Source organism: Bacillus sp. NS1, assembly GCF_058248265.1.
In genome coordinates, this window is record NZ_JBZAZF010000006.1 from 154251 (window position 1) to 168175 (window position 13925).

At 45.6% G+C, this 13925-nt stretch carries 13 protein-coding genes; 9 read left to right on the forward strand and 4 right to left on the reverse strand.

Features of this window, described 5'->3' with window-relative positions; genetic code table 11:
* Nucleotides 1–70 precede the first annotated feature (70 nt).
* The 3 genes from amyE (at nucleotide 71) to AC4CV5_RS19205 (ending at nucleotide 4846) form a co-directional block, all read left to right on the forward strand.
* Nucleotides 71–2050 (forward strand): alpha-amylase, encoded by a 1980-nt coding sequence (gene amyE / locus AC4CV5_RS19195; RefSeq protein WP_490923630.1) that lies wholly within the window; start codon nucleotides 71–73, stop codon nucleotides 2048–2050.
* Between the two features lie 173 nt (nucleotides 2051–2223).
* Nucleotides 2224–3189, forward strand: coding sequence for an L-lactate dehydrogenase (locus AC4CV5_RS19200; protein WP_456520694.1), 966 nt, complete (start codon nucleotides 2224–2226; stop codon nucleotides 3187–3189).
* 31 nt (nucleotides 3190–3220) lie between these two features.
* Nucleotides 3221–4846 (forward strand): L-lactate permease, encoded by a 1626-nt coding sequence (locus AC4CV5_RS19205; RefSeq protein WP_248602422.1) that lies wholly within the window; start codon nucleotides 3221–3223, stop codon nucleotides 4844–4846.
* 43 nt (nucleotides 4847–4889) lie between these two features.
* Here the strand turns inward: AC4CV5_RS19205 and bmr3 are convergent, their stop codons facing one another.
* Nucleotides 4890–6425: a multidrug efflux MFS transporter Bmr3 gene (bmr3, locus tag AC4CV5_RS19210; RefSeq protein ID WP_373924011.1), complete on the reverse strand. Its 1536-nt coding sequence runs from the start codon at nucleotides 6423–6425 to the stop codon at nucleotides 4890–4892.
* Between the two features lie 112 nt (nucleotides 6426–6537).
* Between bmr3 and AC4CV5_RS19215 the strand changes: the two genes are divergently transcribed.
* The 3 genes from AC4CV5_RS19215 (at nucleotide 6538) to AC4CV5_RS19225 (ending at nucleotide 8537) form a co-directional block, all read left to right on the forward strand.
* Nucleotides 6538–7002: a MarR family transcriptional regulator gene (locus AC4CV5_RS19215; protein ID WP_166854357.1), complete on the forward strand. Its 465-nt coding sequence runs from the start codon at nucleotides 6538–6540 to the stop codon at nucleotides 7000–7002.
* Nucleotides 7003–7076: 74 nt separating this feature from the next.
* Nucleotides 7077–7706, forward strand: a complete 630-nt coding sequence (locus tag AC4CV5_RS19220) for a LysE family translocator (protein ID WP_166854356.1) — start codon at nucleotides 7077–7079, stop codon at nucleotides 7704–7706.
* A 69-nt stretch (nucleotides 7707–7775) separates the two neighbouring features.
* Nucleotides 7776–8537 carry a YqcI/YcgG family protein gene (locus tag AC4CV5_RS19225; protein ID WP_222143504.1) on the forward strand — a complete coding sequence of 254 codons (762 nt, stop codon included), beginning with the start codon at nucleotides 7776–7778 and terminating at the stop codon, nucleotides 8535–8537.
* A 1-nt stretch (nucleotide 8538) separates the two neighbouring features.
* Here the strand turns inward: AC4CV5_RS19225 and AC4CV5_RS19230 are convergent, their stop codons facing one another.
* Nucleotides 8539–9879, reverse strand: a complete 1341-nt coding sequence (locus AC4CV5_RS19230; protein WP_490923632.1) for an amino acid permease — start codon at nucleotides 9877–9879, stop codon at nucleotides 8539–8541.
* 129 nt (nucleotides 9880–10008) lie between these two features.
* Here AC4CV5_RS19230 and AC4CV5_RS19235 point away from each other — a divergent pair, with 129 nt between their 5' ends.
* Nucleotides 10009–10605, forward strand: coding sequence for a DUF1989 domain-containing protein (locus tag AC4CV5_RS19235; RefSeq protein WP_166854353.1), 597 nt, complete (start codon nucleotides 10009–10011; stop codon nucleotides 10603–10605).
* Nucleotides 10606–10737: 132 nt separating this feature from the next.
* The gene (nadE, locus tag AC4CV5_RS19240) at nucleotides 10738–11556 is read left to right on the forward strand and encodes an NAD(+) synthase (protein WP_490923633.1); all 819 of its coding nucleotides are present in this window, start codon (nucleotides 10738–10740) and stop codon (nucleotides 11554–11556) included.
* 49 nt (nucleotides 11557–11605) lie between these two features.
* Here nadE and tmrB read toward each other — a convergent pair whose 3' ends face one another.
* Entirely contained in the window at nucleotides 11606–12199 is a 594-nt protein-coding gene (gene tmrB / locus AC4CV5_RS19245) for a tunicamycin resistance ATP-binding TmrB (RefSeq protein ID WP_490923660.1), read from the reverse strand.
* A gap of 281 nt (nucleotides 12200–12480) precedes the next feature.
* On the opposite strand from tmrB, the gene AC4CV5_RS19250 reads away from it, so the two are divergent.
* Nucleotides 12481–13041 (forward strand): shikimate kinase, encoded by a 561-nt coding sequence (locus AC4CV5_RS19250; protein WP_490923635.1) that lies wholly within the window; start codon nucleotides 12481–12483, stop codon nucleotides 13039–13041.
* Between the two features lie 25 nt (nucleotides 13042–13066).
* Here the strand turns inward: AC4CV5_RS19250 and AC4CV5_RS19255 are convergent, their stop codons facing one another.
* Nucleotides 13067–13828 carry a class I SAM-dependent methyltransferase gene (locus AC4CV5_RS19255; RefSeq protein WP_166854351.1) on the reverse strand — a complete coding sequence of 254 codons (762 nt, stop codon included), beginning with the start codon at nucleotides 13826–13828 and terminating at the stop codon, nucleotides 13067–13069.
* Between the last annotated feature and the right edge of the window lie 97 nt (nucleotides 13829–13925).

Genomic DNA, 13925 nt, shown 5'->3' on the forward strand with positions numbered 1-13925 from the left:
GGAAGAATAAAGTAAGAGGGATTTTTGACTCCGCAATAAGACTTCAAAAATCAAATAAGGAGTGTCAAGAATGTTTGAAAAACGATTCAAAACCTCTTTACTGCCGTTATTCGCTGGATTTTTATTGCTGTTTCATTTGGTTCTGGCAGGACCAACGGCTGCGAATGCTGAAACAGCGAACAAATCGAATGAGCTGACAGCGCCATCGATCAAAAGCGGAACCATTCTTCATGCATGGAATTGGTCGTTCAATACGTTAAAACACAATATGAAGGATATTCATGATGCAGGATATACAGCCATTCAGACGTCTCCGATTAACCAAGTAAAGGAAGGGAACCAAGGAAATAAAAACATGTCGAACTGGTACTGGCTGTATCAGCCGACATCATACCAAATTGGCAACCGCTACTTAGGCACTGAACAAGAATTTAAAGAAATGTGTGCAGCAGCTGAAGAATATGGCGTAAAGGTCATTGTTGATGCAGTCATCAATCATACCACCAGTGACTATGCGGCAATTTCTAATGAGATTAAGAGTATTCCAAACTGGACTCATGGAAACACACAAATTAAAAACTGGTCCGATCGATGGGATGTCACGCAGAATTCATTGCTCGGGCTGTATGATTGGAATACACAGAATACACAAGTACAGTCCTATCTGAAACGTTTCTTAGAAAGAGCGTTGAATGATGGGGCAGACGGCTTTCGTTTTGATGCCGCCAAACATATTGAGCTTCCGGATGACGGGAATTACGGCAGTCAATTTTGGCCGAATATCACAAATACATCTGCCGAGTTCCAATACGGAGAAATTCTGCAGGATAGCGCCTCCAGAGATGCTGCATATGCGAATTATATGAATGTGACAGCATCTAACTATGGACATTCCATAAGGTCCGCTTTAAAGAATCGCAATCTGAGTGTGTCGAATATCTCCCATTATGCATCTGATGTGTCTTCCGACAAGTTAGTGACATGGGTGGAATCGCATGACACGTATGCCAATGATGATGAAGAGTCTACATGGATGAGTGATGACGATATTCGCTTAGGCTGGGCAGTGATTGCTTCTCGCTCAGGCAGTACGCCTCTTTTCTTTTCCAGGCCTGAGGGCGGCGGAAATGGTATAAGATTTCCGGGGAAAAGCCAAATAGGCGATCGCGGGAGTGCTTTATTTGAAGATCAGGCTATCACTGCGGTCAATAGATTTCACAATGTGATGGCTGGACAGCCTGAGGAGCTCTCGAATCCGAATGGAAACAACCAGATATTCATGAATCAGCGCGGCTCACACGGCGTTGTGTTGGCAAATGCAGGTTCATCTTCTGTCACTATCAATACGACAACGAAGTTACCTGATGGCAGGTATGATAATAAAGCTGGGACCGGTTCATTTCAAGTAAACGATGGTAAACTGACAGGCACGATCAATGCCAGGTCTGTGGCTGTGATTTATCCTGACGATATTGCAAATGCGCCTCATGTCTTCCTTGACAATTACAAAACAGGTGTATCACATTCTTTTAATGATCAACTGACGATCACGCTGCGTGCAGATGCGAATACAGCAAAAGCCGTTTATCAAATCAATAATGGGCAAGAGACAGCGTTTAAGGATGGAGACCAATTAACGATCGGAAAAGGAGATCCGTTTGGCACAACATACACCATCACGTTAACAGGAACGAATAGTGACGGTGTAACGAGAACTCAGAAATACAGCTTTGTAAAAAGAGACCCATCTGCGGCCAAAACCATTGGCTATCAAAATCCAAATCATTGGGGCCAAGTAAATGCTTATATCTATAAACATGATGGGGGCCGGGCAATAGAATTGACCGGATCTTGGCCGGGAAAAGCAATGACTAAGAATGCTGATGGAATTTACACGCTGACGCTGCCTGCGGATACTGATACAACGAACGCCAAAGTGATTTTTAATAATGGCAGCTCCCAAGTGCCCGGACAGAACCAGCCTGGGTTTGATTATGTGCAAAATGGTTTATATAACGACTCTGGCTTAAGCGGTTCTCTTCCTTATTGAGGGCAAGCGATCAGAGGAAAAATCCCAAAGAAACCATCATAGATGGTTTCTTTTTTGTTCATAAATCAGACAAAACTTTTCTCTTGCAATAGTTTGTGAAATGTTGCACAATATAAATGTGAAATACTTCACAAACAAACACCGAAGAAAAACATACCCTGGAAGGATGATTAATGATGAACAACCATGTAAATAAAGTAGCTTTAATCGGAGCGGGTTTTGTTGGAAGCAGTTATGCATTTGCGTTAATGAACCAAGGGATCACAGATGAGCTTGTGGTCATTGATTTAAATAAAGAAAAAGCAATGGGCGATGTAATGGATTTAAACCACGGAAAGGCGTTTGCGCCGCATCCGGTCAAAACATCTTACGGAACATATGAAGACTGCAAGGATGCTGATATTGTCTGCATCTGCGCCGGAGCAAACCAAAAACCTGGTGAGACACGCCTTGAATTAGTAGAAAAGAACTTAAAGATTTTCAAAGGCATCGTCAGTGAAGTCATGGCGAGCGGATTTGACGGCATTTTCTTAATCGCGACAAATCCGGTTGATATTCTGACTTACGCGACATGGAAATTCAGCGGACTGCCAAAAGAGCGAGTAATCGGAAGCGGCACAACACTAGATTCTGCGAGATTCCGTTACATGCTGAGCGAATACTTTGGCGCAGCGCCTCAAAACGTGCACGCGCATATTATCGGAGAGCACGGCGATACAGAGCTTCCTGTCTGGAGCCACGCGAATGTTGGCGGTGTGCCGGTCAGTGAACTCGTTGAGAAGAACGATGCGTATAAACAAGAGGAGCTAGACCAAATCGTAGATGACGTGAAAAACGCCGCTTACCATATTATTGAGAAAAAAGGTGCGACTTATTATGGTGTTGCGATGAGCCTTGCCCGTATTACAAAAGCCATTCTTCATAATGAAAACAGCATTTTAACTGTCAGCACATATTTGGACGGGCATTACGGCGCAGATGACGTATACATTGGCGTTCCGGCTGTCGTAAACCGCGAAGGTATTGCAGGCATCACTGAGCTGAATTTAAATGAGAAAGAAAAAGAACAGTTCCTTCACAGCGCAGGTGTCCTTAAAAACATTTTAAAACCTCATTTTGCAGAACAACAAGTCAACTAATCGCAACTATAGAGTAAAGGGCTGATTGTCAATGTGGGAGCAGTTGTATGATCCGTTTGGAAACGAGTATGTGAGCGCACTCGTGGCGCTCACTCCGATTCTCTTTTTTCTCTTGGCTTTAACTGTTTTTAAAATGAAAGGCATTCTTGCGGCATTTCTTACGCTAGCCGTCAGTTTCTTCGTCTCCGTATTTGCATTTCATATGCCGGTTGAAAAAGCAATTTCTTCTGTTTTGTTAGGAATCGGGAGCGGGCTGTGGCCGATCGGCTACATCGTCCTGATGGCGGTATGGCTGTATAAAATCGCAGTGAAAACCGGGAAGTTTACCATTATTCGGTCCAGCATTGCCGGCATTTCGCCTGACCAACGATTACAGCTATTATTAATTGGTTTTTGTTTTAACGCGTTTTTGGAAGGCGCGGCCGGTTTTGGTGTTCCGATTGCGATTAGTGCGGCGCTGCTCGTCGAACTTGGTTTTAAACCGTTAAAAGCGGCGGCGCTCTGCTTGATTGCGAACGCAGCCTCTGGAGCCTTTGGGGCGATCGGGATTCCTGTGATTACAGGGGCGCAGATAGGTGATTTGTCTGCTCTTCAGCTGTCACGGACATTGGTGTGGACACTGCCAATGATCTCATTTTTGATACCGTTTCTGCTTGTATTCCTATTAGACCGAATGAAAGGAATCAAACAGACATGGCCTGCCCTGTTAGTTGTGAGCGGTGCGTATACAGCGGTTCAGACACTGACAATGGCAGTGCTCGGACCGGAATTAGCAAACATTTTGGCGGCCTTATTCAGCATGGGCGGGCTTGCGCTCTTCCTCCGCAAATGGCAGCCGAAAGAGATTTACCGGGAGGAAGGAGCCGGCGAGACTGGTGCAAAAAAAGCATACAGTGCCGCTGACATTGCGAAAGCGTGGTCTCCTTTCTACATTTTAACTGCGGCGATCACAATCTGGAGCCTTCCTGCCTTCAAAGCGCTTTTCCAAGAAGGCGGGCTGTTATATCAAACAACACTTTTATTGAAAATGCCTTTTCTGCATCAGCAAATGATGAAAATGCCGCCGATTGCGCCATCTGCCATGCCGATAGATGCCGTCTTTAAAGTCGACCTGCTGTCAGCGACTGGTACAGCGATTTTAGCGGCGGTCATCGTGACAGGGCTGTTCAGTAAAAAATTCTCCTGCCGGGATGCCTTTGCTTCCTTGAAGGAGACAGGAAAAGAGCTGTGGGTGCCGATTATGACGATCTGCTTCGTGATGGGATTTGCCAATCTGGCCAACTTCGCAGGGCTCAGCTCTTCAATTGGATTGGCACTGGCGAAAACAGGGGACTTGTTCCCGTTTGTCAGTCCTGTTCTCGGCTGGATCGGCGTGTTCATTACCGGTTCAGTTGTCAGCAATAACGCTTTATTCGGACATTTACAGGTTGTCACAGGGGCGCAGATCGGTGCGGGTTCTGATTTGCTGTTAGCTGCAAATACAGCGGGCGGGGTGATGGCGAAACTCGTTTCTCCTCAGTCTATCGCCATCGCCGCCGCAGCGGTCGGCCAAACAGGGAAGGAATCTAAACTGTTTAAACGGACAGTGGCGTACAGCCTGATTCTGTTATTGATCATTTGTATATGGACGTTTATTCTTGCAAGATTAGGATTGTAATAGAAAAAAGCAGTACATGCCAGCCATGTACTGCTTTATTATGTTAATTTGCTTTCTTCGCCATTTCCTCTGTTGTTTTCACTCTGGCTTTTCCCATAAACAAAACGGTAACCGCGGCGAGGACAATTGGAATCAAAGCGAGCAAAAAGACATATGTGATGCTTGTTGACATCGCATCAATAATGCGATTCAGGATCGCCTCAGGAATCTGGGAACGTGTCCCTGCTTGGAAAATCTCCTGCGGGTCGCCGATATTTTGCGCGGCACCGGAGCCCGCTGAGCCTTTCATGCCGCTGAAGGCGTCGCTCAGCTTGTTTGAGAACACGTTGGTTTGCACCGTTCCGAAAATAGTGACACCCAGGGTCATGCCGAAAGACCGCAAAAATGAATTTGTAGAGTTGGCCGTCCCCCGAAAGCGAGGTTCAAGATCGTTCATCGATGCTGCCGGCAGCAGGGAGAAGTTAAAACCTACACCAAATCCTGAAATCATCATAAAGACTGTCAGCCATACCCGTGCTGTGTCAGGCGTCATATTGGAAAGAAGCAGCATGCCGATAAAGAAAGCTACAACAGATATCAGCATCAAATTGCGGAAACTTGCCTTCGTTTGGAAAATCCCGCCGATCATGCTCCCAATGACGGATCCAATCATCATCGGCGTCAAAATGAAGCCTGCGCTTGTCGCTGAGCTGCCGTATACCGCTTGAACGAAAATCGGAATAAATACCGCTAAAATAATGAATGTTCCGCCATACAGGAAAGCGAGAATTTGCGCTGTGGCAAACAACCTGTTTTTAAACATCCAGAAAGAAATGATCGGCTCTTCGGCTTTTCTCTCCACAATAAAAAAGGTAATGAAGAAAACGGCGAACACAATAAACAGGCCAATGATCTGAATGGAATTCCAATCATATGTTTTGCCGCCAAGCTCTAGGGCGAACATCAGACATACAATTGATACGACTAAGGTAATCGCGCCGCCCCAGTCAATTTTCTGCTTTCTGTGCTCCAAAGATTCTTTGTAGTAGCGAATAATGAAAAACAATGACAATGCACCGATCGGCACATTGATGTAAAACACCCAGTGCCAGCTGATCGAATCTGTAATGATCGCGCCTAACAGCGGCCCGAGAACACTGGATAACCCAAATACAGCACCGAACATGCCGGACATTTTTCCGCGTTTTTCCGGCGGAAACAAATCAAAGATAATGGTAAAAGCAATCGGCAGGAGCGCGCCGCCACCAATCCCTTGAATGGCTCGGTAGATGATCAACTGATTCATCGTCTGTGCAATACCGCATAAAGCCGACCCGATTAAGAAAAAAATAAGTCCAAACAGGAAAAAACGTTTTCGGCCGTACATATCGGAAAGCTTGCCGTAAATCGGCATTCCAGCCATGACCGCCACCATATAGGATGCCGTCACCCAAGCAAACTTATCAAAGCTTCCAAGATCCGCTACAATGCTGCCCATCGCGGTGGCAACAATTGTATTGTCCATTGCAGACATCAAGATGCCCAGCAGGAGACCGAGGACCACAAATTTGGTGGAAGCCTGTTTTGCTGTTGTGTCCATTTGTTCTACCTCCTCTTACTTTTCTATGTAAGTTCTGATATCATGATAATAGTTTGATTGTTAAATATCTCGATTATCAAGATAAATTCGATTTTATAGGGAGGACTGTCAGTTGTCAACAAGAAATTCCAGAAGTGAGTTGGAAAAGACTGCCGTTCAGCTTTTTCGGAAATTGGGCACAAGAACGGTTCTGTTTCATCAGGCAGCCGCTCAAGCTCTCGGTCTGTTTCCCACCGATTTGAAATCAGCTGACATCTTAAATGAAGCGGGGCCGATGACGGCCGGAGAGCTGGGGAAAAAGACGGGCCTCAGCACGGGTTCGGTCACGGCGCTTGTTGACCGGCTTGAAAAAGCGGGGTATGTGGCTCGTGAAAGGGATCCGAACGACCGCAGAAGAGTCATAATCGTCCCATTGACTGCTTCAAAAAAACATGTAAAGGATTTGTTCCGTTCTCTGTCAGAGTCAACGATGGATTTGTGCCATGAGTACTCAGAAGAAGAACTGGAACTCATTTTCAGTTTCGTAGGCAAAGCCGCCGATATTGTGGAGGAAGAACTTAAACGTCTGAAACAGTAAGCGAATTTTGTGCATAGCTTGGCCCGTTCCCGAATAAATTGTACAAGTTACGTAAGAGAAGGGAGTACGGGCCGGTGAACATTTTTTTGAGCTATATTGTGCTGGGACTGTCCTTGTCTGCGCCTGTGGGACCAGTGAACGCGGCGCAAATAGACAAAGGAATTAAAAACGGTTTTTGGCATGCGTGGATTTTTGGTTTAGGCGCCATGACAGCGGACGGACTGTACATGCTTTTTATTTATTTCGGGCTGTCACAGTTTTTGACCGCTCCATTTGTGAAAACGTTTTTGTGGCTCTTCGGCTTTTTTGTTCTGACCTATACCGGAATTGAAACGCTGAAAAATGTCAGAGAACCGATGGATGTGCGAAGTTCGCGGGGAAAAGCGTCATATAGGAAAACGTACGCTTCGGGTTTTCTCATTTCACTGTCAAATCCATTGAGCATCCTTTTTTGGCTCGGAATTTACGGGAGCATACTTGCGAAAACAGCAGAGGCCTACAATATGAATCAGCTTCTGATCTATAGCTCCGGCATCATGATCGGCATTTTAATCTGGGACTTTTGCATGGCGATCACAGCCAGCATGTTCAGAAATCTGCTTCATGAAAAGCTGTTGAGAGGATTGACCGGAATCGCTGGTGTATCCCTCCTTATATTTGGCTTTTACTTCGGTTATCAAGGCATCAAACAGTTATTGGGCTGATTCATGAAGGACAGTCACCTGCAGCCTCCAGTTTTAATATAGTATCCAGATGATACTGGAGGTGGATCAATGGTGAATGGGATTTACACCAAAAGTTTTCTGGAACGTAATCAAGCTGAGCTTCCTGAATGGCAAAGAATTGCTTTTGAGCTTTTGGCAGAAACTGTGGCGGATGACGCGGATACGTTTCCGTGTATTCCCGGACGCCAGGCATTCCTGACTGATCAGCTTCGCATTGCTTTTGCCGGAGATCCGCGGGAAAACCGTACAGCGGAGGAGCTGGCACCATTGCTTACGGAGTACGGCAAGATATCGCGGGACACTGGTAAATATGCATCCCTGGTTGTGTTGTTTGATACACCGGAAGATTTGGCTGAGCACTATTCGATTGAAGCGTATGAAGAGCTGTTTTGGAGCTTTTTAAATAGACTGAGCCATCAAGACAAAAAAGAATGGCCGGAAGATATTCCGGCCGATCCCGAGCATTATAAATGGGAGTTTTGTTTTGACGGCGAGCCGTACTTTATCCTGTGCGCTACACCGGGGCACGAGGCGAGAAGAAGCCGGAGCTTTCCTTTTTTTATGATCACGTTTCAGCCGAGATGGGTGTTTGAAGAATTAAACGGCTCAACCGCATTTGGCCGCAACATGAGCAGGCTGATCCGGTCCCGTTTAAAGGCCTACGATCAAGCTCCGGTTCACCCGCAATTAGGCTGGTATGGAGGAAAGGATAATCGCGAATGGAAACAGTATTTCCTCCGTGATGACGAAAAACAGGTATCGAAGTGCCCGTTTTCGTATTTAAAGAACATGTTCAACAAAATGAAATAACTCACGAGCTGGCAGGGCGGTCTTTATGCCCCTGCTTTTTTTGATAGATCATGGTAACGATGGCAATGATCACGAGAAACCCTATACTCACAAAAAAACCGGGCCGGCTTGATTTTTCAAACAATGTGCCGGACACAGCCGCAGCAATCAGAATCATCGCTAAGTAAATCTGTGTTTTCCCCATGCCCTCAGGATCAGTCAGCTTTTTGCTGGAGAACAGGATAAACAGCCAAGTGTATAAAAGCATGAGACCCGCTGCTGTCGTCATGTGCTCATAAATGTTTTTGGGTAGCACTAACGACAGAATAATGGATAAAACAAGCCCCGCAAACGTCAGCCCCAACGCCGGCCAGCATATTTTTTTGCCTTCCTTTAAGGTAAAGCACTTCGGTGCGTCGCCGTCATCAGCCATCGTACAAAGCAATGTCGTAACCGCAAACAGCGAAGCGACGAGGGTCGAGAACCCGGCGATAATGAAAATCCCGTTAAAAATATCGAGGATAATCTTAAGGTTATATCCTTTTAACGACGTAATGAACGGGCTGTCCTGCTCTGTAAACGTGTCTAATGGAACCAGCAGCAAGGCCAGTCCAATCGAAATAATATAAATAATCGCCAGCGTCGCCAGCATCAGTTTCCCTGATTTAGACGCTTCCTCTGGTTTTTTCAAGTGAACCGCCATCAGCCCCATAACCTCAATTCCGCCAAAGGCGTAAAACGCGTAGATTAAACCTGTCCACAGCCCCATGGCGCCATATGGGAAAAACTCACTCGTCTTATTTGGAATCTGTACATCGTGCTTTCCGCCTGACAGAATGCCGCATAATGCCAGGATGGCAATCACAATAAACATAAAAATAGCGGCTGTTTTGATGACTGCCAGTACGTTTTCAGTCTTCTCAAAAACAGACAGCCCGGTGAAAATAATCAAAAGCCCAAGAACCGCGTAGATTGAAGCAAATACCCATAGCGGCACTTGAGGAAACCAGTGCTTCGTAAATAATGAAATGGCTGTCAATTGGCTCCCGGTAATCAGCATTTCTGATGACCAGTACACCCAGCCGTTGCTGAAGCCGGCCCATCTGCCGAATGCTTTTCTCGCATACGAACAAAACGAGCCTTTTTCAGGATGTTTTGCCGACAGCTTGGCAAGCTGCTCGAATACAAAATACGTGCCGATCGCCCCGATCAGAAATGAAAGCAGAACGGAAAAACCGCTTTTTACTATTGCAATGCTGGAACCGAGAAAAAATCCTGTTCCGATTGTGCATCCTATACCGATTAATGACAGCTGCCACCAGGCCAAATTTCCTTTTTGCTGGTCTTTTTTTGTTTGACTCATAATCATTTCAACCCCTTTTATCTAAGGTTAGATTGCGACCCGCCCGAAGCTTATATACATCGGATTTTTGCCTCTTTTTACATGGGGAAGGCGGAGAACGCTCATACTAATGAAAAAAGGAGCGAAGCAATGACAAAGCAATATATCGTGGAGCCGAAAAAAGGGCTTGGGCTGAAGCTGAAAAAGGGGCAGATTTTAAAGGTGGTTGATGTGGAAGGGCAGCAGGTTGCTGATTTTGTTGCGTACCATGCCAAGGATTTTTATGAGCATCTTGATCAGGGAGCAACGATTGATGCCAATCATTCCATTCATGTGAAAGTCAACGATCATATCTACTCGAATCTATACAAACCGATGCTGACGCTGATTGAAGATACGGTGGGCAAGCATGATCTGTTGCTTCCCGCCTGCCGTCCTGATATGAACAGGCTGTTATACGGCAAGCAAAAGGATGAGTTTCAGGATACATGCTATGACAATATGAACCGTGCGCTTGAGCAGTTTGGCGTACCGAAGCCTCACATGCATTACCCGTTTGCAATTTTTATGAATACTGTTCTTGATGAGAAAGGGAACCTGTCTGTGGAGACGCCGCTTTCGAATGCCGGGGACTATGTAAGGCTGCGGGCGGAAATGGATTTGGTTGTCGCGTTTTCTTCCTGCCCGATAGAAAAAGGCAAGTGCAATGGCGATAGTGTAACGTCAATACGGGTGGAAGTCAGCTGATCTCTCTTGTTCACTGTGAATCAAGACCTGTGCTATATTTAATAAGGATACATAATTGTCATGATTCATTTTCATCAATTTGGGGAAATGATCAAATAAGAAACAGCGAATTGTACAGGAGGAATGAATGGGATGAGCATGCAGGAAAAGATTATGCGTGAATTACATGTGAAGCCCTCAATTGATCCAAAGCAAGAAATTGAGGACCGAATCAATTTTTTAAAACAATATGTAAAGAAAACCGGTGCTAAAGGCTTTGTATTGGGAATCAGCGGCGGCCAGGATTCAACACTTGCGGGAAGACTCGCTCAGCTTGCGGTGGAGAGCATTCGCGAGGAGGGCGGAGACGCTCAATTTATCGCTGTCCGTCTTCCGCATGGCACACAGCAGGATGAAGACGATGCCCAGCTTGCTTTGAAGTTTATTAAGCCGGATAAATCATGGAAGTTTGATATTAAATCGACAGTCAGCGCTTTTTCTGATCAGTATCAGCAGGAAACAGGCGATCAGCTGACTGACTTTAATAAAGGAAACGTAAAAGCAAGAACAAGAATGATCGCGCAATACGCGATCGGCGGCCAGGAAGGCCTGCTTGTGTTAGGAACAGACCATGCTGCTGAAGCAGTGACTGGTTTCTTTACGAAGTACGGTGACGGCGGAGCAGACCTCCTGCCGCTGACAGGCTTGACGAAGCGCCAGGGAAGAACCCTGCTGAAAGAGCTGGGTGCACCGGAACGCTTATACTTAAAAGAACCGACTGCCGATCTGCTCGACGAAAAACCGCAGCAGTCGGATGAAACAGAGCTTGGCATTTCCTACGACGAGATTGACGATTATCTCGAAGGAAAAGAAGTATCAGCGAAAGTATCAGAAGCGCTGGAAAAACGCTACAGCATGACTGAACATAAACGCCAGGTTCCGGCGTCTATGTTTGATGACTGGTGGAAATAAGTTGAAGAAAGCCCGCTCTCGGAGCGGGCTTTTGTCGTGTACAGAAGCTTTATTTGATGCGGATATGATTCAGCTTTATCATTAATCTGTCGGTGAGCCTTCGGAGGCTGCCTCTCGTATCAGGATCTAATGGGAGTTCGGCTCTCGCGGCAATGTTCTCTGCCACATCCTGAATTGACAGGTTGTCTGTTTGAATGTGGTCCTCAAAAATGGGTGATGATAAACCTTCAACACAGCGGTCAATTTGTTTGGCGGCCCATGAGTTTTTTCCTTCTGCTCTGGTGCGCAGCCTTTTTAACAAGATTTCCTTTGAAGCCATTAGTGTAAAGTGGTGAACGATCCTGCCTTCATGTCTGAGCCTGCCGATGATCTCATTGAAGTATTCAGGATATACAATCGTCATAGGCACAATAATGATGCCGCGGTATGTATCTGACAGAGAAGCTAGCAAACAGTAATTGAACGCCCACCATAAGGGATAGCTTTGAAAATCGTCCTTTGCGATCTCCTGCGGCACCATGGAGCGCAGCGCAAAACCCATTTTCTCGGGATCATACACGTAAGATGGTTTCAGCCTTCTGTGCAGTTCGAAGGCTGTTTGTGTTTTTCCGGAACCGAATGCCCCGTTTATCCAAATGATCATCGCCATTTCTCCCTTCCTATTTATTTTATCATGCAGAAAAAGACCCTTCCATCGAAGAGTCAGCTGGAAAACAATAAGGGCGGAAGGTTTTAATGCTTTTTTGCGTCGAAGTATTAAAATACCTGCGGAAATGTTGTACAATGAATGTCATTCAGGCAAAAATGGCTAAACAACAAAGCGCACTATAAGCTTGACCGGTAAAGCCGGTATCTATATGAATATTCGCTAAATAAGCATATAATGAATATAAAATTTCATTCCTTAGGAGGATTTCGCCGAAGATGAATGCTAAACGAGCCATCCCAGTAAGAGAAAGAAATATCGTCCTGATCGGATTCATGGGTGTAGGAAAAACAACAATCGGCCAATTGGTCGCTAAAAAATTATATAGAGATTTTATTGATATTGACCAAGAGATCGAAAAGGATTTCAATATGACAATTCCTGAGATGTTTGAGAAAAAGGGAGAAGACTTTTTCCGGAAAACGGAGAAGGAATATATTTTAGACATCTGCCGTCATAAACGATTCAAAATCGTATCTCTGGGCGGGGGATCTTTTAAACAAGAGGAAATCAGAAATTGCTGTCTGGAAAACTGTCTCGTGCTTCATCTGGACCTGTCATGGGAGAACTGGAAGCAGCGAGCGGGCTTATTGATCGAGAGCCGCCCTGTGCTCCATAATCGCTCAATGGATGAAATGGAACAGCTGTTTAACGAAAGAAAAGTCATTTACGACAAACACAATTCAAAAGTCGCAACAGACAACCTTTCTCCGGAAGAGGTTGCTGATTACATTGTAGAGACGTTAAAAATCGGCTGGGATCTTTATCAGCCGATGTAAAAGCCGTGCGGTGCGCACGGCTTTTTTATCGTTTTATCCCTTGTATCAAAATCGCTTTTAAACAAAAGGAGACGGGCTGTCCATTTTGATTCCATTTGATGCAGAACGTGTCACGTGTTTCGTCTGATGCATCATTCAGGTGAGTGATGATTTGCTTTTCCCGGTCGGCGGGTGTTCCGCCGCGTTTGATCCAGCTTTCGTATTGAATCGGCAAATTCCACTTTTGGATGTCTTGATAGCCCAGTTGATTAGCGGTGAACATCGACTGCCATTCTGATAATGAGCTTTCCCGGACATGGGAAGGGTCACGAAGCCGGTTCAAATGATTGACAAACTCATCAAGAATGGGATCTTCAGGCGCGTAATGATCGACCAACAGAAAATGTCCGTCCTTTTTCAGCACGCGCGCAACTTCGTTGACGGCTTTGCGGACATCTGAAAAATGGTGGGCCGCGTATCGGCAGGTGATAATATCAAATGAATCGTCTGGGAAGGGGAGTGACTCTGCCGTTCCTTGCTGAAAGCGTACATTTCCCGCTCCTTTTTCTTGTGCAAAGGAGGACGCAACCTCTACCATCTCTTTCGTCGCGTCAACGCCGATGCATTCCTGTACAAATGGGGAAAATGCCAGCGCTGTATGGCCAGCACCAGCTCCGATATCCAGCAGCCGCTGCTCTGCCCGGCATTCCGCCGTTTTGATCATTAACCCTAAATCTTCTCCCTCGGCAAATACCTTCTCATCCCGGTACATCTCGGCATTTTTAGAAAACGGTGTTTCGTTTCTCATGTGAACCAGCTCCTTTTTTTGTAAATGATGATATGGATTATGTTAGCAATTTCTGTTATGATTCGTCCAAGATATAAAAATGATAAAAACGATAGGC

Coding starts and splice junctions, on each gene's coding strand:
- amyE (WP_490923630.1), top strand. CDS start 71: ATGTTTGAAAAACGATTCAAAACCTCTTTACTGCCGTTATTCGCTGGA.
- AC4CV5_RS19200 (WP_456520694.1), top strand. CDS start 2,224: ATGATGAACAACCATGTAAATAAAGTAGCTTTAATCGGAGCGGGTTTT.
- AC4CV5_RS19205 (WP_248602422.1), top strand. CDS start 3,221: ATGTGGGAGCAGTTGTATGATCCGTTTGGAAACGAGTATGTGAGCGCA.
- bmr3 (WP_373924011.1), bottom strand. CDS start 6,425: ATGGACACAACAGCAAAACAGGCTTCCACCAAATTTGTGGTCCTCGGT.
- AC4CV5_RS19225 (WP_222143504.1), top strand. CDS start 7,776: ATGGTGAATGGGATTTACACCAAAAGTTTTCTGGAACGTAATCAAGCT.
- AC4CV5_RS19230 (WP_490923632.1), bottom strand. CDS start 9,879: ATGAGTCAAACAAAAAAAGACCAGCAAAAAGGAAATTTGGCCTGGTGG.
- AC4CV5_RS19235 (WP_166854353.1), top strand. CDS start 10,009: ATGACAAAGCAATATATCGTGGAGCCGAAAAAAGGGCTTGGGCTGAAG.
- nadE (WP_490923633.1), top strand. CDS start 10,738: ATGAGCATGCAGGAAAAGATTATGCGTGAATTACATGTGAAGCCCTCA.
- tmrB (WP_490923660.1), bottom strand. CDS start 12,199: ATGATCATTTGGATAAACGGGGCATTCGGTTCCGGAAAAACACAAACA.
- AC4CV5_RS19250 (WP_490923635.1), top strand. CDS start 12,481: ATGAATGCTAAACGAGCCATCCCAGTAAGAGAAAGAAATATCGTCCTG.
- AC4CV5_RS19255 (WP_166854351.1), bottom strand. CDS start 13,828: ATGAGAAACGAAACACCGTTTTCTAAAAATGCCGAGATGTACCGGGAT.